Origin of the sequence: Streptomyces sp. H39-C1 (assembly GCF_027158125.1) — a bacterium.
In the GTDB taxonomy this organism is placed as follows: Bacteria; Actinomycetota; Actinomycetes; order Streptomycetales; family Streptomycetaceae; genus Actinacidiphila; species Actinacidiphila fildesensis.
In genome coordinates this window covers 68,640-89,197 of record NZ_JAPVLS010000013.1, presented here as the reverse complement: position 1 = coordinate 89,197, position 20,558 = coordinate 68,640, and the positions used below count along the sequence as shown (strand labels likewise).

The 20,558-nt window shown below is 69.5% G+C and carries 17 protein-coding genes and 1 pseudogene; 10 read left to right on the top strand and 8 right to left on the bottom strand.

Features of this window, described 5'->3' with window-relative positions; translation table 11 throughout:
- The first annotated feature begins 39 nt into the window (after positions 1–39).
- The 9 genes from O3W51_RS11535 to O3W51_RS48785 are packed head-to-tail and all read left to right on the top strand — an operon-like array spanning position 40 to position 10,706.
- Complete coding sequence (locus O3W51_RS11535; protein WP_269285577.1) at positions 40–768, top strand: hypothetical protein; 729 nt, start codon at positions 40–42, stop codon at positions 766–768.
- Positions 769–791: 23 nt separating this feature from the next.
- Positions 792–3,035 carry a CHAT domain-containing protein gene (locus O3W51_RS11530; protein WP_269285575.1) on the top strand — a complete coding sequence of 748 codons (2,244 nt, stop codon included), beginning with the start codon at positions 792–794 and terminating at the stop codon, positions 3,033–3,035.
- 7 nt (positions 3,036–3,042) lie between these two features.
- A complete protein-coding gene (locus O3W51_RS11525; RefSeq protein WP_138351702.1) occupies positions 3,043–3,702 on the top strand; it encodes a DUF6338 family protein in 660 nt (219 codons plus the stop codon).
- Positions 3,699–3,911 carry a hypothetical protein gene (locus O3W51_RS11520; RefSeq protein ID WP_269285572.1) on the top strand — a complete coding sequence of 71 codons (213 nt, stop codon included), beginning with the start codon at positions 3,699–3,701 and terminating at the stop codon, positions 3,909–3,911. The genes O3W51_RS11525 and O3W51_RS11520 overlap by 4 nt, the downstream gene beginning before the upstream one ends.
- Positions 3,908–5,812, top strand: a complete 1,905-nt coding sequence (locus O3W51_RS11515; RefSeq protein WP_198358012.1) for an AAA family ATPase — start codon at positions 3,908–3,910, stop codon at positions 5,810–5,812. The genes O3W51_RS11520 and O3W51_RS11515 overlap by 4 nt, the downstream gene beginning before the upstream one ends.
- Complete coding sequence (locus O3W51_RS11510; RefSeq protein WP_138351700.1) at positions 5,809–8,100, top strand: serine/threonine-protein kinase; 2,292 nt, start codon at positions 5,809–5,811, stop codon at positions 8,098–8,100. The genes O3W51_RS11515 and O3W51_RS11510 overlap by 4 nt, the downstream gene beginning before the upstream one ends.
- 11 nt (positions 8,101–8,111) lie before the next feature.
- Positions 8,112–9,389 (top strand): hypothetical protein, encoded by a 1,278-nt coding sequence (locus O3W51_RS11505; protein WP_269285569.1) that lies wholly within the window; start codon positions 8,112–8,114, stop codon positions 9,387–9,389.
- Between the two features lies 1 nt (position 9,390).
- On the top strand, positions 9,391–10,047 hold the full coding sequence (locus tag O3W51_RS11500; RefSeq protein ID WP_198358014.1) for a 4Fe-4S single cluster domain-containing protein: 657 nt from the start codon (positions 9,391–9,393) through the stop codon (positions 10,045–10,047).
- Positions 9,987–10,706: an FHA domain-containing protein gene (locus tag O3W51_RS48785; RefSeq protein ID WP_198358015.1), complete on the top strand. Its 720-nt coding sequence runs from the start codon at positions 9,987–9,989 to the stop codon at positions 10,704–10,706. The genes O3W51_RS11500 and O3W51_RS48785 overlap by 61 nt, the downstream gene beginning before the upstream one ends.
- A gap of 138 nt (positions 10,707–10,844) precedes the next feature.
- On the opposite strand, the gene O3W51_RS48780 is transcribed toward O3W51_RS48785, so the two are convergent.
- Together O3W51_RS48780 and O3W51_RS11495 are read right to left on the bottom strand one after the other, a co-directional pair.
- Positions 10,845–11,132: a hypothetical protein gene (locus O3W51_RS48780; RefSeq protein ID WP_443048271.1), complete on the bottom strand. Its 288-nt coding sequence runs from the start codon at positions 11,130–11,132 to the stop codon at positions 10,845–10,847.
- 375 nt (positions 11,133–11,507) lie between these two features.
- A complete protein-coding gene (locus tag O3W51_RS11495) occupies positions 11,508–12,767 on the bottom strand; it encodes a hypothetical protein (RefSeq protein WP_198358016.1) in 1,260 nt (419 codons plus the stop codon).
- A gap of 194 nt (positions 12,768–12,961) precedes the next feature.
- Between O3W51_RS11495 and O3W51_RS11490 the strand changes: the two genes are divergently transcribed.
- Positions 12,962–14,260, top strand: a complete 1,299-nt coding sequence (locus O3W51_RS11490) for a NucA/NucB deoxyribonuclease domain-containing protein (RefSeq protein ID WP_138351694.1) — start codon at positions 12,962–12,964, stop codon at positions 14,258–14,260.
- 291 nt (positions 14,261–14,551) lie between these two features.
- On the opposite strand, the pseudogene O3W51_RS48775 reads toward O3W51_RS11490, so the two are convergent.
- From O3W51_RS48775 to O3W51_RS11465, 6 genes and pseudogenes are all read right to left on the bottom strand, one after another.
- Positions 14,552–14,707 (bottom strand): annotated as a pseudogene (locus O3W51_RS48775) (hypothetical protein); the annotation flags it as partial.
- 866 nt (positions 14,708–15,573) lie between these two features.
- Positions 15,574–15,852 carry an antibiotic biosynthesis monooxygenase family protein gene (locus tag O3W51_RS11485; protein WP_244809771.1) on the bottom strand — a complete coding sequence of 93 codons (279 nt, stop codon included), beginning with the start codon at positions 15,850–15,852 and terminating at the stop codon, positions 15,574–15,576.
- Positions 15,853–16,294: 442 nt separating this feature from the next.
- A complete protein-coding gene (locus O3W51_RS11480) occupies positions 16,295–17,482 on the bottom strand; it encodes an ABC transporter ATP-binding protein (protein WP_138351691.1) in 1,188 nt (395 codons plus the stop codon).
- A gap of 34 nt (positions 17,483–17,516) precedes the next feature.
- Positions 17,517–18,347: a carbohydrate ABC transporter permease gene (locus O3W51_RS11475; protein ID WP_187145235.1), complete on the bottom strand. Its 831-nt coding sequence runs from the start codon at positions 18,345–18,347 to the stop codon at positions 17,517–17,519.
- A complete protein-coding gene (locus O3W51_RS11470) occupies positions 18,347–19,273 on the bottom strand; it encodes a carbohydrate ABC transporter permease (RefSeq protein WP_269285565.1) in 927 nt (308 codons plus the stop codon). Before O3W51_RS11470 ends, O3W51_RS11475 begins: the two co-directional genes overlap by 1 nt.
- Positions 19,270–20,547, bottom strand: coding sequence for an ABC transporter substrate-binding protein (locus O3W51_RS11465; RefSeq protein ID WP_198358017.1), 1,278 nt, complete (start codon positions 20,545–20,547; stop codon positions 19,270–19,272). The genes O3W51_RS11470 and O3W51_RS11465 overlap by 4 nt, the downstream gene beginning before the upstream one ends.
- Between the last annotated feature and the right edge of the window lie 11 nt (positions 20,548–20,558).

The window sequence follows — 20,558 nt, the reverse complement described above, 5'->3', positions numbered from 1 at the left end:
CGGCAGGATCTGGACACCGCGATAGAGCACTTACGTACGGTGCTCAGACTCCTGCCGCCCGGTCATCCCGAACAGGACACCGCCCAAGGAAACCTGGCGATGATGCTGGCGGCGCGCGGCACTCGCGGTGATCTGGAGGATGCCGTGGCCCTGTGGCGGCGCGGGCTTGCGCGGACGCGGCGCGGGAGCCACGAGTGGGCTCTGGCCTGTGGGCAGTTGGCCCAGGGATTGTACGAGATGTTCACCGCCGAGGGCGATGTGTCGGAGCTGGATGAGGCGGAACGACTCCTCGGCGGAGCGCTGGGACTTCTGCCGCGCACAGGTCGGGGTGACGTTCTGCGCGGCAACTACGCGATCGTGCTGTCGACCCGGCACCAGGTCGTACGGCCCGACCCCGGAGGTCTCGACCGGGCCATCGGGATTTTTGAGGATCTGATACGGCGCAAGGCTGACCCGTCCGCCCCGGAACTTCCGGGCTGGGCCGCCACCCATCTGGCACAGGCCCTCGTCAACCGCTATACCGACCGCAGTGATCCGGCGGATCTCGCCCGGGCGAGGGAACTGGGAAGTCCACCCGATGGATCCACCGTCCCCGGCTCCCGGCTTGCCGCCAGCGCGGCGATCGGAGCGGACATCCAGGCGACGGTCGCGATGTACGAATACCTGACGGATGCCCGGCAGGCGGATGTGGACCAGGCAATCCACGATCAGCAGCGAGCTGTCGACCAGAGCGGTGACGATCCTGTCCGGCGCGCGGGCCCACCGTGATCAATCTGGCGACGACCCTGGCCATGCGACATTACGCGCGCAGGGATGCCGCTCCCACGCACCCCTCCGCGGGCTCCGGAGACATCGCCACCGATCTGACCCGGGCGCTGGAACTGCTGCGGGGACTCCGCACGGCCGATACGCCGGTACCGTACCGGGGAGGGGCCATGGCGCTGCACGGCATGCTGCTCATGGACCGCTACATGACCGATCCGGGCCGGTACGCGGCCGACCCGGCCATGGCCGACCAACTCCTCAGCTCCGCACTCGAGTTGCCGATGGACTACCGCAGCAGGATCGGTGCGAGGCTACGGTTGGCTTACTCCCGACTGGCCATCGCCCATTCCACCGGCGACGCGAACGGCCTGGATGCCGCGGTGGCCCTGATGCGCGGAGCTGTCAGCGACATACCGCCCCAGTCGCCGCTGCACGCCGGCGCGCTGGGCTGCCTGGCCGACGTGCTGCAGACACGTGCGCAGACGACCGGAATGCCCGAGCACCAGCGAGAAGGCACCGAACTGTGCCGGGAGATCTGCCGCAACGACGCGGACTCCGATCGGGCCGCGGTGTATCTGGCCGCCAGGGGATGGGCGCAGTGGGCATGGAGGCGCGGGGCGATGGACGAAGTCGCCGAGGCGGGCCGCATCGCGTTACCGCTGCTGTACGACATCGCCGCGCTCCAACTGGGCCGGGAGGGCAAGGCCGTACCTCTGCGCCAGGCCGACCGGCTCTCCGCGCGCACGGCGTTCGCCCTTGTCGCGGTGGGCCAGAGCGCCGCGGCCGCGATCGCGCTCGAGACCGGCCGGGCGCTGATGCTCGGAGAGGTCATGCAGCGCGAACACCCCGATCTGCTCAGCCTGATGGACAGCGACTACCACAATCTCGTATCCCGTTTCCGCCGGGCGGCGGAACGGTTGACCTCGGTCGAACGCCGATTGCTGTTCGGCCCGCAGGACGCACCGGTGATCGACGGTGCGCGGGAGTCGTACCGGGCTCGGCTGGACGAGATGGACGACGTCGTCCAGGACATCCGCAGACTGCCGGGCTTCGGGACGTTCCTCCGCCCGCCCGCCCTGGCGGACCTGACGGGCACGGCCGCATCGTGCCGGAGCACGCTGGTCTACCTGGCGGCCACCGACAGGGGAGGCGTGGCGCTGGTCGTTCCCCGCACCGCGGCCGTTCCCCCCGCCGCACGTACGCGCACGGGTCCGGGTACGGAAGTGACGGCTGTCCCGCTTCCCCGGCTGACCACCGACTTCGAGCAGTCGTCGGTGGCGGCTCTCCGCCTCGCCCTCGAGCGGGACGTCGAGCACGGCGACCGGGACGCAGCAGAACGGTCCATGGACGAACTGACCGGCCGACTGTGGAAGTCGGTGATGGAGCCCGTGGTTCAGGCGGTCGGATCCGGTACGGACATGGTCCTGATACCCGACGGCCCCCTGGGGACGCTGCCGCTGCATGCCGCCGCATACCCCGACCCCAGCGCGCCGACGGGGCGGCGCTTCGTCATCGACGACCTGCCGGTGGCCATGGCCCCCAGCGCCCGCACCCTGAGCATCGCGGTGGCCCGCACTCCGGCGCCGGTCCACCGAGTCCTCGCCGTACGCGATCCACGCCCCAGCAGCGAAGTACTTCTGCCGGGCGCCGTCTCCGAGATCGAGCGGATCCGGGACGTCCTGCCGCCGAGCGTGCGGGTCCTTGAACTCCACGGCGCCGCGGCCACCCGGCAGGGCGTCCAGCAAGCCCTGGTCGACGTGCAGATCTGCCACTTCGCCTGCCACGCCCACGCGTACCCCGACCGGCCCCTGGACGGGGGACTGAGCCTGGCCGGCGACGCGTCCCTGACCGTGCGGGACATGTTCGCGATGCCGTCCATCTCCGCCCGGCTGGCGGTGCTGTCGGCCTGTGACAGCGGCCGGTTCGACGAGACCCTGCCGGAGGAGGTCGTCGGGCTCGCGACGGGCTTCTTCCAGGCCGGCTTTGCAGCGGTCCTCGCCGCGCTGTGGCCGCTGGAGGACGCACCGGCCGCCGCGCAGATGGCGCTGACCTACCGGCACTGGCTCAGCGACGGCATGTCACTTCCCGCGGCGGTCCGCAGTGCCATGGTGTGGATCCGGGACAGCACCAACGGGCAGAAGGCCGCGGCGTTCCCCGAACTCGACTTCGCCCCCGGGGACCCGGCCGCGACGGCTGACGCCGAGTGGCTCAGCACCAGGGACCACAGCAGCCCGCTGGTATGGGCCGCCTTCGTCTGCCTGGGGATCTGAGGGACCCATGGACTCGTTGGAGGCACTGCTCGCCACGCTGCTCGGCATCATGCCCGGGGCCTTGTACACCTGGGAACTGGAGAAGCAGGCGGGTGCGTGGGGCACGGGAGTCTCGGACCGTGTCCTGCGGTTCCTGGGCGTGTCAGTGCTGTTCCATCTGCTACTCGCTCCGCTGTCGTGGTGGCTGGTCCAGCAGGACCGGCATGGGTCGCTGCGCGCCGGCACCTTCCCGTGGGAGCTGTGGCCGGCCGTCGCCGTGTATGCCTTGCTGCCGGCTGTGCTCGGCCACGCGGTGGGTGTCGCGACCCGCCGCCGGCGCGCCTGGTCGCGTTGGCTGACCGGCCCGGCACCCGCCCCGCGCGCCTGGGACCAGGTGTTTTCCCAGGAGGGAAGTATCTGGCTGCGGATCCGGCTGAAGGATCCCGGCGGTGGGGACGGCGGATGGTTCGCCGGCGCGTTCGCCCCGGCCCGCCGTGGTCCGCATTCCTACGCGTCCGGGTTTCCGCACGACCAGGACCTCTACCTGGCCGAAACCGTGGAGGTCGACCCGGCGACGGGACGTATCCGCCTGGTGGACGGCCGGCCGAAGTTCCGAGATGTCGGCGTACTGATGCGGTGGGAGGAGATCGCCTACGCCGAGGTGATGTCCGGTGAGGGGGAGTTATGAACGATGAAGAGACAAGCGGGCCGCCCGTACCCGAGGAGGGGCCCGTACGGCGCCGCCGCGTGGTGCTCCGACGAGGGGGACACAGCCCCACGGGACCCACGGCGGCGAACATGTCCGGGCTGCCGGCCTCGGTGACCGTATCCGACCCGCCCACGGTGCCCGCGCCCCAGGCACCCGACGACGCCGACGACGAGGGGTCCGCCACATGACCACCGGCGCCCGGGCTCCGCTCCTGGCCAAGGACTCCGGCCAGGGCGATCCCGCAGACGGCGACCGCTACGCGGGGCGCCATGTGCCCGCTTGGCTCCGGGAGACCAGCACCTGTTTCCTGACCAATCCGCAGCTTGTGCTGTACGGCAACATCCGCGACCGCTATCTGGTGCCCGACCAGGCGTCCTGGCGACTGCCCGACGTCCGGGAGGCCCTGTGGTGGCTGATGGAACCGCTGGGCTATCGCTTCCTGCTGGTCGCCGATCCCGTCGACGGACTTCAGGTGCTGCCCTCCGGTGACGAAGCGGTCCTGGAGAGCGCCACGGCGCTGGCCGGAGTCTCGCTCGGCAACGGCAGGCCCCTGAGTCTGGACAGCCTCCTGGGTGTGGTGCGCGCCGTGGCCGGCAGCAAGGACACCAAGGTCGGCATCATGGTCGACTACGCCTCGCGCCTGGTACGTGACGTCCGCCAACTTTCCCCGGAGGAACACTACTTCTTCGCCGCGTGCGAGAAGCTTTCCCACACCTCGCAGCCGGTGCGGCTGCCGGACCGCCAGGCGACCCCGCGCTACAACCCGGTGCTGTGGGTGGCGAACAACGACCGGGACCTCCCGGCCTGGTTCACCGCCGACTCGATGGCGGTGCGGCGGATCGCCGTGCCGCTTCCTGACCTCGGGGACCGCAAGATGGCCGCCGAACTGCTCTCCCAGGGGCTCGCCTCGCAGCTGCCCGGCGGCAGCGCCCCGGACGACATCGCCTACCGGTTCGCCGAGCAGACCGAGTCCCTGACCATCCGCAGCATGATGGAGATCGTCCGGCTGGCACGTACCAGCGAAGGCGCTGTCGACTCGATCGAGGCAGCGGCACGCTGCTACCGGGTGGGGATCTCCGACAACCCGTGGAGCAAGCCTTTCCTGCGGGAGCGCCTCAACACCGCCGCCGAGCGGATCGGGAGACGGGTCCGCGGCCAGGACGAGGCCATCGGGCAGTCCGTCGACATCATCATCCGCTCCGTCATGGGACTTTCGGGTGCGCAGGCCGCCTCGAACGCCTCAAGACCGCGCGGGGTGCTGTTCTTCGCCGGGCCCACCGGGGTGGGGAAGACCGAACTGGCGAAGTCGCTGACCGAGCTGATCTTCGGGGACGAGCGGGCCTACATCCGCTTCGACATGACCGAGTTCTCCGAAGAACACTCCGCGGCGCGGCTGATCGGTGCTCCCCCCGGGTACATCGGCCACGACGCGGGCGGTGAACTCACCAACTCCGTCCGCGAGCGGCCGTTCAGCCTCATCCTCTTCGACGAGATCGAGAAGGCCCACCCGCGGATCCTGGACAAGTTCCTGCAGATCCTGGACGACGGCAGGCTCACCGACAGCACCGGCTCCACGGTGTACTTCTCCGAAGCCGTCCTGGTGTTCACCTCCAACCTCGGAATGTCCGTGATCGACGAGCGGGGCATGCCGGTGCAGAACGTCACCCCCGATGACACCCGAGAGGACCTCGTCAGCCGGATCTCCGCGGCCGTCAAGGAGCACATCGCGGAGGAGCTGAACCGTCCGGAACTGCTCAACCGGCTGGGCGACAACATCGTGGTGTTCAACTTCATCGACCCCGTCGCCGCCCAGGAGATCTTCGACCAGCTCATCCAGCGCATCTGCACCCTGGTGGAGAAGGAGCGGAAGGTGAAGCTGACCCTCGCCCCCGAAGCCCGGCAGACGCTGTTGGCAGCCGCCACGGCGGACATCGCCTTCGGCGGCCGGGGCATCGGGTCGGTGCTCGAGATGGCGCTGATCAATCCGCTGGCCCGGGCCTTGTTCGCGCAGGGCTACCATCTGGCGCCCGAGCAGTGCATCACCGACGTCGCGCGCCGTTCGGCAGGCTGGCAGGTGACGCTGCGATGACCACACCGCGGGACCCTCGCGAGGCGCTGCGGACCCGGCTGGAGAACACACCGCAGGTCCCCGCCGAGGCGCTGCGTACGCGCCTGGAACCGGGACCTTCGGAGCCGTCCGCCGAACCGGAGATGCTCACCGTCCTTCCGAGACAACTGGCTGCCCGCTTCCGGCTGCTGAGTGAACTCCCGGCCGCGGGAGCGGAAGCGAACCTGATGGTCGTCGCGGACGACCAGGGTCGTGAACTCGTCGCGAAGATCTACCGGCGCAGCGGCCAGCAGGCGTCGCGCCAGGTGTGGGCTGAGATCCCACGGCTGGCCAACCCCTATATCGTGCGGGTGCTGGAGACCGGTGAGGCTGGGCAGCGCGACTTCGAACTGATGGAGTACGTCCGCGGCGGCAACCTCGCTCAGTTCGTGGGACACACCGCAGTTGGCGACCCAGCGGCGCTGGTCACCGAGATGGTGCGACAGATCTCCTCGGCGCTGTCCGCCCTGCATGGCGTCGGCATCATCCACCAGGACCTGAAACCGGAGAACGTTCTCGTCCGGTCCCGCAGCCCCTTGGACCTCGCGCTCTCCGACTTCGGCGTGAGCAGGGTGCTCGATCAGACCCGGGCCGAGGCCACGGCCGCGGGGACCCTGGCCTATCTCGCCCCCGAACTGCTGCTGAGCAGCGGCGGCCAGACCTCGCGAGCCCGCGACTGGTGGGCACTGGGCATGATGGCCCGCGAACTCCTCTTGGGCCAGAGGCCTTTCGAGGACATGGTCAAGCCGGCCATCGACGCCGCTGTCATGCTCCGCGGCATCGACCTTGACGGCGTGACCGATCCCCGTCTGCGGATGCTGTGCGCCGGCCTGCTCACCCGTGATCCCGAAGACCGGTGGGGCGCCTCCCAGGTCGAAAGCTGGCTCGCCGGTGGAAGCCCCGTGGTCGCCTACACCGCACCGCCCGCCGGACCGCACCGCACCAAGGACACCCTGCCCCTGGTCCTGCGCTCGGTCCGCTACACCACGCCGGAAGACCTGGCCACCGCCTTGTGCGAGAAGGATGTGTGGAACGCGGCGGCCCGCAGCTACTTCACCGGCATGGGGCCCGCCCACCAGCCGTCCGAGGGATGGCGCGCGCTGCGTAGGTGGCTCCGACAGTTCGACGACCCCGACCAGTACGACGTGGAGGAGCTGCAGGACCTCGTCGATCACCAGCTCACCGACCCGTCCCTGGGTCCTGATGCGCGGGTCCTCCGGCTGCTCCGCACGCTCGCTCCGCAGACCCCGGCCATGTGCCGCGGACTGCGCATCGACCGCGAAAACCTCCTGGTGATCGCCCGGCACGCTCTGGCCGCACCGACCGCCGCCGACGACAACCTCCAACTCGTCGAGGCCCTGTGGCACCAGAACCTCCTGGCGGAACTGTCGGCCTGCCCGGCATCCTCCGAACTCGGCCGCATCAACACCGCCTGGCACGCGGACCACCAAAGCAGCGGGCAGGTACTCGGGGGACTGCGGCAGTCGGTTCCCCCGGCCGCCCAGCAGACGCTGTCGGCCGCACCGGACGCCCGCACGGTGCTCGCTCCGCTGCTGTGTCTGCTCCTGGGCACCCAGGAGGATGCCACCGGGCTGTGGATGCAACTCGACCAGGTCTCCACCAGGACGGCCGCCGTCGGCTGGTTCACCGTCGCCCGCGGACAGGCCGGCGGCGGTCATGGGGCGCTGGTCGCGCTGCGCCAACTCGTTCCGGCCGCGCTCGCCGAGACCGAGCAGACCGAGCGGCGGATCGCCGCGGCCGAAGCCACCCGCCGCGCGCAGGCAGCCCACTGGGCGTATCTGGAGACCCAACGGACCTCCACCGACGCGGTGTCAGCGGCCACCGTACGAGCGGTGGGATCGCTGGCCCTGTACGGGCTGGGCATGGTGGTCCTGGCCATGCTTGGTGCCCAGGCCTTCGACACCGCCGAAACAGCGCTGCCCAGCCTGGTCATCGGGGTGGTCATGCTTCTGATCCAGATCGTGCTGGAGGTCGCCCTGGCACGGGAAGTCGGCGCGGAGTACGCCCGCGGATACACCCTCTTCAGCCAGGCGGGCAGCGGATTCCGCCGCGCAGGCCAGCACAGAGGCGCCGGTTACGGCTGCCTCGTCATCATCCTCGCGCCCGTCGTCCTGTCCGTGCTCGTCACCATCCCCGCCGTGATCTACGCGGTGCTGCTGACCTATCACCTGCGGTCCCTGTCACGAAGACGAGCGCTGTGGAGGGGCCGCTACGCCGCGGCGTACGCCAGGGTCGTGAGCCAGCGATGAGCGGAGGGTCCGTGATTGGCCTCGCGGCGCCGCTGGCAGTCGGCGCCGTTCTGGGATACGCCGCAGGCGCGGCGGTATCGGTCGCCCTGAGCGCAGGGCTGACAGCGGTGGGCGCGACCATGGAACGGCGTCAGCACCACTGGGACCAGCAGCGGTGCGCGGAGGCCGTCTGGGAGGAGGCCGTCGCCGAAGTGCTCGCCCGCAACGCCCGGATCGAGGTGACCGGCGCAGCCCTGAGCGCCTACGGGCACCTGCCGCATCGGCTGCCGGGGCCACTGGCACTGTCTCGCCAGCAGATCCACGAACTGCGCGCCTGGTGCGCGGCAGCGGACCAGGCCCTGGCCGTGGCGGAGAACCTGCTGATGGAGCAGGACGCCCGGCAAGCCGCCGCCTGGCTGACAACCGGACCGGCCCAAGGGGAACGTCCGGCTCCCGCGGCACCCCACCCCGCCACCGGGCCCGCCCGCGACCGCCACCGCAACGAGCATGCCGTAGACCCCGCGGCCGATGAACGTGAATCCGCGGTACGGGCCGTACGCCGTCTGCCGCCGGCGGTGCCCCATGCGGAACGCCTGCGCATCACGGCGGCAGCGGCTCGCGTATGCGCCGCGACCACGGCCATCGAAGCCCGTAACCGACTGGACGACCTGCGCAGGCGCGTGGATCTGGCCCGGGCGGAGTCCCAGCGGCGGATGGCAGACGCCCAGGACGCCGCCGCGTTCCTCCAGGTCCTCAGCCACGTCCAGGACCAGGAGGCCGCTCCGCTGCGGGAAACCCTTCAGGCGGTCGTACGCGCCGAACAACCCCTGGAATCTGCCCTGCGCCAGGCGGCCGTGCACTGGGCGGAGACGGTACGCGACGTCGCGGAACAGCACCACGTACGGCAGGTACTCATCGAGTCGCTGCAGGAGATGGGCTATGAGGTCTCCGGGGACTTCTCCACCGTCACCGTCGAGCAGGGGGCGTTCGCCGTTTCCCATGCGTCCTGGTGTGAACACGAGGTCCGCATGGTCCTTGATGACGACAGTCGTGAGCTGCGTGCCGTGGTGGTCCGTACAGGCGGCACACGGAGTATGAACAGCGCACGCGCCGACGTCGAACGCGAGGAGCAGTGGTGCGGCAGCCTGGAACACCTGCAGAGCCAGCTGGCCGAGCAGGGCGTGGGTGTGGCCGTCCGTACTCTGACCGTCCCCGGGACACGGCCGACACCCATGACCAACACTCTCAAGACCAGCGACCACGACCAGCAGACCACCGACACCGGCCATGCAGAGCAGCAAGGACGATGACATGACGCGTATCGCGGTGAACCGACTGCACCATCCCGTCAGCGTGCTCGGCCATGGCGTCCGCGCCGGTGTGTGGGTCCAGGGCTGCACGCTGGCCTGCCCGGGATGCATGTCCCGCGACACGTGGGAGCCCGAGCCGGACTCCGAGGTGGAGGTGGGGGCGGTGCTCGACTGGGTGAGCCGGCTCCCCGGTCCGCTGGACGGCATCACCGTGTCCGGCGGTGAGCCCTTCCAGCAGAGCGGCCCGCTCACCGAACTCCTGGCGGGCCTGAAGGAACTCGCCGCCTCCAGCGCGGTTCGGTGCGATCTGCTGGTCTTCTCCGGCTACGCGTGGGCCGGACTGCGCGACGGCGCCCGCCACCAGGCGGCGCTGGCGCTGTGCGACGCGGTCGTAACGGGCCCTTACGTGGCCCGCCGCAACACGGGCAGTCCGCTGCGCGGCTCCGACAACCAGCAGGTCGTCACCCTGACTCCGCTGGGCCACGAGCGCTACGGCCCCGCTGCGCTCGCCCACTACGCACAACGCCGCATCCAGGCAACGACGAACGGCAGCGAACTGCGCATGATCGGGATCCCGCAATCCGGAGACCTGGCCCGATGGAAGGCCGCCGCCGAGGCCAAAGGCGTGGCATGGACGGGGACATCATGGAGCGCCTGACCTGCGCCCGATGCGGATCCGATGTGGGCGCTGACGAGGTGGCCTGCCCGGAATGCTCGGCCATGCTCACCACACAGGGCACGGTCCTCGTGGTCCCCGGCGGCGTGACCACCGGGATGCCGGTCCTGCCGCAGGGGAATCCCGGTCCCACCGCGGCACCGATGCCGGAGCACACTACCTGCCCGTACTGCCAAGCACCGGTCGCCCCGGGCGACCCGGTCTGCATGAAGTGCGTCAGGGAACTGCCTTCCACACGCTCGGATGCCGGCGATGCCTTGCGCACCACTTTGGAACCCCGCGCTTCAACACTGCACCTGAGCTTCACCACCGGAAGCGTCTCGGTACAGCCTGGACAGGAGGTCACTCTGGGACGGGACCCCCGTCACACGTCAGCGTCTCCCCGACTCGCAGCCTTCGACAACGTTTCCCGTACGCACGCAACCGTCGGCCTGACCCGGGAAGGTGCTGCTTGGCTTCGTGACGAAGGATCCGCCAACGGCACCTGGGCCGACGAAGAACCGGTGCCGGCAGGCGAGATACGCCCGCTCCACGACGGCAGCGTGATCCGACTGGCCTCCAACGTCAGGGCCGGGGTCCGGCTCTACGCAAGCGCCTCGCCCGCGCAAGCACACAGATCAGCGGGTGCGGACTCCCAGTGAGCCCTGGTGCCGAGGGCGCGGATGCCGGACAGGCCGCGGAACTCACATAGTGGTCGGGTCGGGGCATGGCACCTGGCACGAACGGGCGCGGGACGCCGCGCCGGTCCCCGCGCCCGTACGAGAGATGGCGACGATTGTTCACGTCTCCCATGGCTTTGCGGGCGATCCGTCAGCTGCTAGTCCGAACCGCCTCATCCGCCGCGCACCCTCCTCGTCACCTCCCCGCTCCCGGAACGCCGCCATGTCAAACAGGGTCTGGGCGTATCCGGCATCGATCGCCTGCCGGTGCAGACCTTCCGCTTCCTGCGGGTCCCCGGCCTCCCAACGCAATCGCGCCAGTTCTCCCAGGGCGTGGTGGTAACCGGCGTCGGCAGATCTCCGGTACAGCCTTTCCGCTCCCTGCAGGTCACCGGCCTCCTCCCGCAACCCGGCAAGGTCACCGAGGGAATCGGAACATCCGGCGTCGATGGCCTGCTGGTGCAGCCGCTCCGCTCCTTGAAGGTTGCCGGCCTCCTGGCGCGATCGCGCCAAGTCCCCTAGGGCCTGTCTGATGGGCCGGTGACGAACCGAGACGAGAACTCGTTGGCCACTGCCAACAGGCCTTGTATACGCACGGTTTGACTCGCCTCTGTCGTCGGGTTGAAGCGCGCACCACCCTGGCAGGGGTTCGCCGCATGCAGCAGGGGACGTTCAGCCGCGGGCCCCGGTCCCCGAGGTCGGGCTCGGGGTAGAGACGCGGAAGGCCCCGCACGGAACCGGCCGGGGGTCACGTGTGGGGCCGCGCTCACGGAGTGGGGGCGGTCAGACTGCGGTCAGGGTGTACGTACCCGTACCGTCCGGCCGGCCGCTGGAGTACTGGCGGATCAACTCCCCGTCCGCGTAACGGTCGTGGCCCATCATGGAGCCGGTGTACTTGTTCTGTAGACCGATCTTCGAGCTGCCGGGTACGTCGCGGTAGATGTAGAACCGCTGGAGGTCGTCCTCCCCGCAGGTGGCCGTCGTCAGGTAGGCCTGCTCCTGGTTGGCGATGTTCGCCGGGACGGTCGCGCATCCGCCGTTGCCCCAGTTCCACAGGGACGCTTCGATGACTCCGTTGTTCTCCGTGACGTTGCACAGGCGCCAGTTGTCCAGGTGGGCGCTGAAGAAGTTGGATTCGCGCAGGCGGATGCCGTCGTTGGCGAGGAGCGGTGCGCTCCAGTTCAGGGGCTTGCCGGGGACGTCGATCCTGTAGACGGCGGGTTGGCAGTCCAGGGCGGCCCGCGTGTTGGGGGCCGGGCTCCCGGTGGCCTTCACGCTCTTCTCAGCCTTGGCGGCTGCTTCGTGCCCGGCCTTGGCGGCCTCGGCCTTCGCCGAGGGGACCGGCCCAGCCGGGTGTTTCGCGATGGCGGCGGGCGAGCCGCAGTCGAGGAGGTCCTGTGCCTTGCGCATGATGCTGTTGGCGGGGACCTTGTCCTCGCAGCGCACCGCGCCTTCCTCGAGGGTGGTGAAGGTGGTGTAGCTGCCGGTGTCGGGGCCCTCGGTCCACTTCAACGCCCAGCTGCCGTCGCCCTGTTGGGTGCGGTTGCAGTTGAGGCTGCCGTAGGTGCCGGTGACCTTCTTGGTGCCCTCGTAGAGCCCGTAGTAGCCGGGCTGGTAGAAGTCCCAGGTGATGGACTTGTTGGTGCTGCTGGTGGTGGTGTAGTTGACCTGGACGTTCAGGCCGAGGCTCGCGCCGACGGTGCCGAGGGCCTCGACGGCGAAGCTGCCCTGAACGCTGCCGTTGACGCCCACGGAGACCGAAATGGTTTCCTGGACGTTGGTGGAGATGGTCTGGGTACCGGTTGAGCCCTGGGTGACGTACCAGCCCTTGAAGTGGGTGATGGCCGGGGACACTTCGGTGGACTTGATGACCGGGTGGCGGGTACCGAGATCGGCTGCGGTGCAGGTCTGGCCGGGCTGGATCGTCTGCCCGGAGGCGGCCGGGGTAGCGGCGGCCGGGGTGGCGGCCAGGCCCACGGCGGCCGTCGCGGTGGCTATGAGCGCTCCGAGCCCTCTGCCCAGGCGGTTTCTTGTGCGGCGCATCGTTGCTTCCCCCTGTGTGTGGTCTGTGAGGCGAGTGTGAGGGAAACTAGCGCCGCCGAGGGCGGCAGGTCCATACCACAACTGGCCAATTGCGATCAAGAACTGTCGCGTTCTCGGTTGGCATGAACGGGAGTTGCCAGGTTCCATACCTTCGGTGTGCCCGCCACGGGGCCACCGACGGAAGGGATCACCTTTTGAAACACCTCAGACGCGGCCTGTCGGCGATAGCCGCACTGGTCTTCACCGCATCCCTGTGCGCCGCAGGCACCGCCCCCGCTACCGCCGCTCCGCCCGCCAGCGCGGCCCCGCCCGGTCACGGAACGTGCGTGGCCACCGCCCCCGGTACCCCGCTCCAGCGCCAGGGCACGGCCTGGACGTGCGTGAGGACCACCGACACCGCCCCCGCAGGTGCCGCCGCCCCCACCTCCGCCGCCCTCGCACCAGCGGCCCGCGCCCAGGCCGCCGATCCCAAGCCGAATCCCGGGCTGGGGATGTGTACCGGGACCGATCCCCGCCAGTCCAGCCGCAAGGCCTACTGCGTACGCCACTGGGTCATCTATGAGGCCCTCGGCAAGGACGGGAGCGTAGCCGACCACGCCACGGTGTTCGTCGCGGCGGCGGCGTCCATGGACTCCCAGCCTCAGGCGGCGTGGTCGGAGGACATCATCACCGAGGTCGTCGAGATGACGGAGAAAATGCCCCCCGTCACGATGGCCCTGAGCTCGACCTGCAGTGGCCAGTGCACGTCCGGGTCGTCGGCCTGGGACGGCGCGGCCGTTCGCTTCCGCCGCCTCCACGAGGGCAAGGACGGCACCCTGAGCTACCGCTCGTCCGTGGGCAAGGGCTTCAACACGACGATCCTGCCGACCTACCGCGTGGAGGGGGCCATCCTCAACGGGTCGGGGCCGCCCACGCACATCCGCCCGGAGTGGAACGGCATCGAGGTTCGCTGTGACGATGACTCGGGCAGCTGGCCCGGCTGCATCGTCCCGGGCCACCTGGCCAACGTGACGTTCAGCAAGGCCCGGTACCGGGGGGCGGCCATCGCCTATGAGTGGGCGCAGAAGAACCTGACCGGCAAGTACGGCGACCACGACCACCCGCTGAACCGGTTCACCGACCCTCTCGACCCGAAGAACGACAAACGGCGTGACAAGACCTGTGGCATTGGCGGGCCGAACAAGTTCGTGGGGGGCGCCACCGGTGTCCCCAACGACTCCTGTGACGAGTACCCCTTCGCCGGGTCCTGGCAGGGCGGCAACGACGGGAACCAGTGCGTAGACATCACCCCGCGTGCGGTCGGCGGCGTGTGGGACATCGCGAACGTCACCGTCGACCGGGCCGCCCAGCCCACCCCGCCCTACAACGCGCCCTGCATCCGGGCCCATGTCGACAACAAGGACAACGGTGACGCGGGTCTGGAGTACGGGCGGGCGATACAGTCCGACCGCATCATCGACAGCGAAGCCTTCGAGGTAATCATCGCCCCGTGACCGGGGCGGTGCCGCAGGGCCGCCCTCTGCCTGGGGGCGGCCCAACCCCCTGGCCGTGGCGGCGATTAGGACGTGGTGACAGCCGGCGTGCGCTGCCTGCCATACGATCTGTTCCGCGCCTTGTGCATCGTTGGCCCCCTCACGGGACAGCGCGAGGTCCGTCCAGGCGTTGGCGTGGCTCGCCTCGATGGCCTGCCGGTACAGCCGTTCCGCGCCCTGCAGGTCACCGGCGTCCTGGCGTAGCCGCGCCAGAGCCGTCAGGGCATCAGCCTCCCCGGCGTCGATGGCCTGCTGGAAGAGCCGTTCTGCACCCTGCGGGTCACCGGCCTGCTCGAGCAATCGAGCCAGAGCAAGGCAGGCATGAGGGTGACCGGTCCTGGCCGCCCGCCCGCACAGGGCCGCGGCGATGCGGTCCCGCTCCGCCAGGATGTCTCCTGACCCCTCCATACCACCTGCGCCTCGTCGGGGCCCGCCACCTCCAGAGCGGCGGTCCTCTGGTCCGGACGCTCCAGCTCTGTGCGCTCGCGCTGCTGGTTCCCGTGGCCGGACAACCGGGCCACCCGGGATCGGAACCCGGTCGACCCGTCGGTGCCCGCGGCCTGCGGAACAGCAGTGCCTCCCACCGCAGCCAGTGCGGTTGGCGCCTCTTCCAGCATCGCTGCCCCCCGGTGACTTTGGTCGACCGTATCGCCGCCTCAGTGCGCGTGCCCGGTAGCGTTCCCTCCGGTGGAGGGACTCATGCGGCCATCACACCGAAGGCGACGGTGCGAGAACTGCCGCGGTGTTCTCGTCCCCAGACACGGAGTCCGGCCAGGCCAACGAGAGCGAGCAGCGCGAGCGGTACCTCTGACCGGCCTGTACGAGCGATGCCGTCAGCGCCGCCTTGTGCGCCTTGGACCATGGGAAGGCGCCACAGGATGGCCCAGCGGCGAGTGAACGACCAGTCATGGTACGGGGAGCATCAAAAGCGCCCGCCGATGGGGCTGGTGACCGATGGCATGGCCGGCTGAGGCAGTTCGGGCATCCGAGGAAGCTGCGGCGCGCGGGGTACTGCCTTTCCCGCTGTGGGCGCGATCCCCTGTGCATCCGCCTCGCCACTCCCATCCGCAGTATCCGGAACGTGTCATTTCGCCTGCCCGGCCAGTCTCGGCGTGAACCCGCCGCGCGGCTCGCGGATGCACCCCCACTGGGGCTCCCGAACAGGAGATCCCCGGTGTCGTCCAAACGCTTCGGAGGCTCACCGCTGACCGGCAGCCGGCCACTCCGAGCCGCCCCGACTGCTCATTTGGAACAGCGACCCAGGGGGACCGGGGTTACGGCGCCATGAGTCGGACGATCTCGCGCGGGCGCGATTCGCGCTCGTCGTAGGCGATGTCCAGCCCTGCCGCTTTGACCGCTGCGAACGATGTAGCGAATGCCTCCTCGGACTCCCATTGCACAATCGACACCACCGCCTCGCCGTCGGCGGACACCCAGCAGTCAGCTGAGAGGCATCCCGGTGTCCGCCCAAATTCCTCGGCGACTCGCTGGACGCGTAAGACGAACTGTTCGCGGTGCGAAGGATGCGGATAGTGGCTGGCTACCATGCCCATCTTCACGATGCTCTCCCTGCGTTCCCCGACGTTACGTCGGCTGGTGGAATGACTCGTGATCGATCCTCACATGAACGGGGGCGCCCCATGGTGGATGCGATGCGTTTCCAGGGGAAGTAGTAGCCGCGCACAGGTGCTGCCTCGGATGTGCAGGTGATCCAACGGGCCTGGTAGACGGTGCTCATGGCTCCGGCCTCGGAGACCTCAGGGAGCAATGCCGACGCCTTCGATGCGGCTCCAGCGCTTCTCCTGGGCGGCGGTCATGGCCGGCCAGTGGCGTCCGCCCGGCCGTGCATTGACCCGTGAGGCGTAGGAGTCCGGGTGGAAGTTCGGGTGATCTTTGTGTTCATAGTGTTCGCTCAGCCATGGCTTGGCGCGGGCTCGGGACCGGGGGCCCACCCAGGAACTCCAGTGCCGCACGCCGACGCCTCGCCGCCGCCGGTCAGGCCTCCGCTCGTTCGGGGTGGGTCAGGTTGGTCCCGGTGGCGGGGTCGAACACGTGGATCCGAGGGGTGTTGATCCACAGCTCCAAGGGCTCGCCCTCGGCAGCGCGGGTGGCGGGGCTGAGGCGGGCGACGATCTGGTGTCCCTGCATGCCGGTGTCCGCGCGGCCGGAGTCCGCGGCGAGCTCGGCGAGTTCGGCGGAGCCGGCGGGCCCGCCCTCCTCGGTGAAGTGGACGTAGACGTCGGAGCCGACCGACTCACGCACCTCTACGGTGGCGGTACACACCAGCCCGGCCCCCCGCTGCTCGGTCAGGGCGGCGTCCTCGAAGTCCTCGGGGCGGATGCCGACGATGAGGTCCCGGGAGACGTTCCCCTGTTCCAGCACGCGCCGCGCCCGGTCCTCGAGCGGGAGGTCACCGAGCGAGGTCCGCAGGACACCGTTCCCCAGGGTGGCACCGAGGAAATTCATGCCGGGGGAGCCGATGAAGCCGGCGACGAAGAGGTTGACCGGTGCGTCGTAGAGGTGCTGCGGCGTGCCGACCTGCTGGACGAGGCCGCCGCGCATCACCACGACACGGTCGCCCAGGGTCATGGCCTCGACCTGGTCGTGGGTGACGTAGACGGTGGTGGTGCCGAGGCGGCGCTGCAGGGCGGCGATCTGCGTGCGCATCTGGACCCGGAGCTTGGCGTCGAGGTTGGAGAGCGGCTCGTCCATCAGGAAGGCCTTGGGGTCGCGGACGATGGCGCGGCCCATCGCGACCCGCTGGCGCTGGCCGCCGGAGAGGTTGGCGGGTTTGCGGTCCAGATGCTGGGTGAGGTCGAGGATACGGGCGGCCTCCTCCACCTTGGCGTTGACGACGGCCTTGTCGGTCTTGGCGAGTCTGAGCGCGAAGCCCATGTTCTCGCGGACGTTCATGTGCGGGTAGAGGGCGTAGCTCTGGAACACCATGGCGATGTCGCGGTCCTTGGGGGCGCGGTCGTTGACGACCTGCCCGTCGATCCGCAGGGTGCCCTCGGTGATGTCCTCCAGGCCCGCGATCATGTTGAGGGTGGTGGACTTGCCGCAGCCGGAGGGGCCGACCAGGATGACGAACTCCCCTTCGGCGATGGTGAGGTTGAAGTCGTTCACGGCAAGGGCGCCGTCGGGGTAGCGCTTGGTGATGCCGTCGAGGACGATCTCGGCCACGGTCTGCCTTCCTGGTCCCGCCCGGGTGGGCCGGTTATCCCTTGACTGCGCCGGCGGTGAGGCCGGCGACGATGCGGCGTTGGAACAGCAACACGAAGATCACGATGGGTACGGTGATCACCACGGCCGCCGCGGCGATGGATCCGGCGGGCTGCTGGAACTGCGAACTACCGGTGAAGAAGGCGATCGCCGCCGGGACGGTGCGGGCGGCGGTGGTGGACGTCAGCGAGATCGCGAACAGGAAGTCGTTCCAGCAGAAGATGAAGACCAGGATCGCGGTGGTGAACACGCCGGGCGCGGCGAGCGGTGCGATCACCAGGCGGAACGCCTGGGCCGGGGTGGCGCCGTCCATCTTGGCGGCCTTCTCCAGGTCCCAGGGGATCTCCCGGAAGAACGCGGACAGCGTGTAGATCGCCAGCGGCAGGGAGAAGGTCATGTAGGGGATGATCAGTCCCGGCCAGGTGTCGAAGATCCCGAGCACCCGCTCGATGTTGAACAGCGGCGAGACCAGCGAGATCGGTGGGAACATCGCGATCAGCAGCGACATCCCGATCAGCAGCCGCTTGCCGGGGAATCGGAGCCGGGCGACCGCGTAGGCGGCCATCGTGCCGAGGACGACCGCGATCGTGGTGGCGATCAGGGCGATACCGATCGAGTTGATCAGCGCCCGAGTGAACTCCGAGGTCTGGAAGATGCCACGGTAGTTCGCCCAGGTCCATTTGCGCGGGATGAAGTTGCCGTCGCTGAGGGTGCTCGGGTCCTTGAACGAGAGCGCCACGATCCACCAGACCGGGAACAGCGCATACAGCACCACGATGAGGTTGACGACGCTCCAGCTGGTCAGGGTCTTCCCGCGGTGGGACATCATCGCCGCTCCGGTTCGCCGCCCGGCGCCGCGGCGCCGAAGATCTTGATGAAGATGAAGGCGAGCACCGCCACGCACAGGAAGATCAGCACCGAGATCGCCGATCCGATGCCGAGGTTGAGGGCGGTGAACAGGTTGTCGTAGCCGAGGATCGAGACCGATCCGGTGTCGTTCGAGCCGCCCGTCAGGACGTAGATGTTGTCGAAGATCCGGAACGCGTCCAGGGTGCGGAACAGCAGGGCGACCAGGATGGCCGGCTTCATCAGCGGCAGGATCACCAGCCGCAGCCGTTGCCAGAAGGTGGCACCGTCGACCATCGCGGCCCTGACCGTCTCACCCGGGACGAGCGCCAGGCCGGCGAGCAGCAGCAGCGCCATGAACGGCGTGGTCTTCCACACCTCGGCCAGGATGATCAGTCCGATGGCCTGCCACTGGTCGGTCAGCGGCGCGCTGCCCGCGGGCAGCAGCGCCGCGAGGTAGCCGGTCCCGGGGGTCCACGCGTACTGCCATGAGTACGCGGCGACGACGGTGACGATGCCGTACGGGATCAGGACGGCGGTACGGACGGTGCCCCGGCCGAAGACGGCCCGGTGCATCACCAGCGCCAGCGCCATGCCGAGGACCAGCTCGATCGCCACCGACACCACCGTGATGAGGGCGGTCACCCACAGGGCCTGCCACCAGAACGGCGAGGACAGCACAGCTCCGTAGTTGCCGAACCCGACCCACTTGGCCTGCGCGGGGAACCGCAGGTCGTAGCGCTGGAGCGAGAGGTAGACCGCGTAGGCGATCGGGTAGGCGGTGACGGCGACCATCACGATCACCGCCGGCGCGCAGAGCAGCAGGCCGAGCCGGCGCTCCTGGCGGGCGCCCTCGGACAGTTCGGCGCGGCCGTGCCCGGCGGCGGCCTTCGCGGATGTGCTCACGGAATCAACCCCTTGGAACCGAGGGCGTCCTCGATCTGGCCCCGGAGGTCGGAGACGGTGCTCTCGGGCTGGATCCCGGCCGGTGGCGAGAGGGTGTGCGCGAGGGCGATCGACACGTTCTGGTAGGCGGGGGTCCGCGGTCGCACGCTCGCCGTGTCCAGCGCGTTCAGCACGTCGGCGGCGAAGGGATAGCTCTTCGTCAGTTCGGCCGCCTGGTAGAGACTGCGCAGCGAGGGCGGCAGGCCGCCCTTGAGGGCGTTGGTGAGCTGGTTGTCGCGGTTGCGCAGGCACAGCGTGGCCTGGAACGCGAGATCGGGGTGCTTGCTGTAGGCGCCGACGGCGAGGTCGATGCCGCCGATGGTCACGGTGGCCGGCCGGCCGGCGGTCACGCCGGGGTAGGGGGCCCACCTGAAGTGTTGGAAGAGCTTCGGCTGGTTGGCCTTCATCGACGGGTAGACGAAGGGGTAGTTGAGTTCGAAGGCGGCCGTTCCGGACTCCATGGCGAGCCGGTTCTCGTCCTCCATCTGGTTGGACAGTGACGGGTCCGCGGCGGCGGACCGGGCGGTGGCGCGCATGATTCCGGCGGCGACGACGGCCGGCGCGCCGAGCGAGGGCGCCTGGGCGTCCGGGGTGAGGATCGACCCGCCCGCGCTGGTGACCAGGGTGTTGAACCAGACCGTCAGTCCCTCGTACTGGGCACCTTGGATCTCGACGTAGTGCGGCTTGCCCGCCTTCGCCAGAGCGTCGGCCTGGGCGAGCATCTCGGCCCAGCTCTTCGGAGGCACCGGCACCAGGTCGTCGCGGTACCACAGGAGCTGGGTGTTGGAGTTGTAGGGGACGGCGTACAGCCGGTCCTTCCAGGTCGCGGTCTGCACCGCGGCCTTCAGGGTGTCCGCGGTCGCCCGTGCCTTCAACGCTCCCGTCCACTCCCGGACCCAGCCCGCCTCGGCGAACTCCGCGGGCCAGGTAACGTCGAGGCCCATGATGTCGACCCCGGCGTCGTGAGCGGCCAATCGCCGCACCAACTGCTGCCGCTGCCCGTCCGCCGTCCGCGGCAGTTTGTTGTACCGGATCTGGTACTGACCCTTCGAGGCGTGGCTGCACCGCTCGGCCGCCTGTTGCAACGCGCCGGAATCGTCGGGGAAGTTGTACCAGTTCATCGTCACCGGACCGCCGCTACTGCTGCTTCCGCACCCCGCGAGAGCGGAGGCGAGCAGCGGAAGGGCGGCAATGGCGGCCGGCCACCGCGCGCGCAAGGTCCGGCGCCTACGCATCTCACACTCCT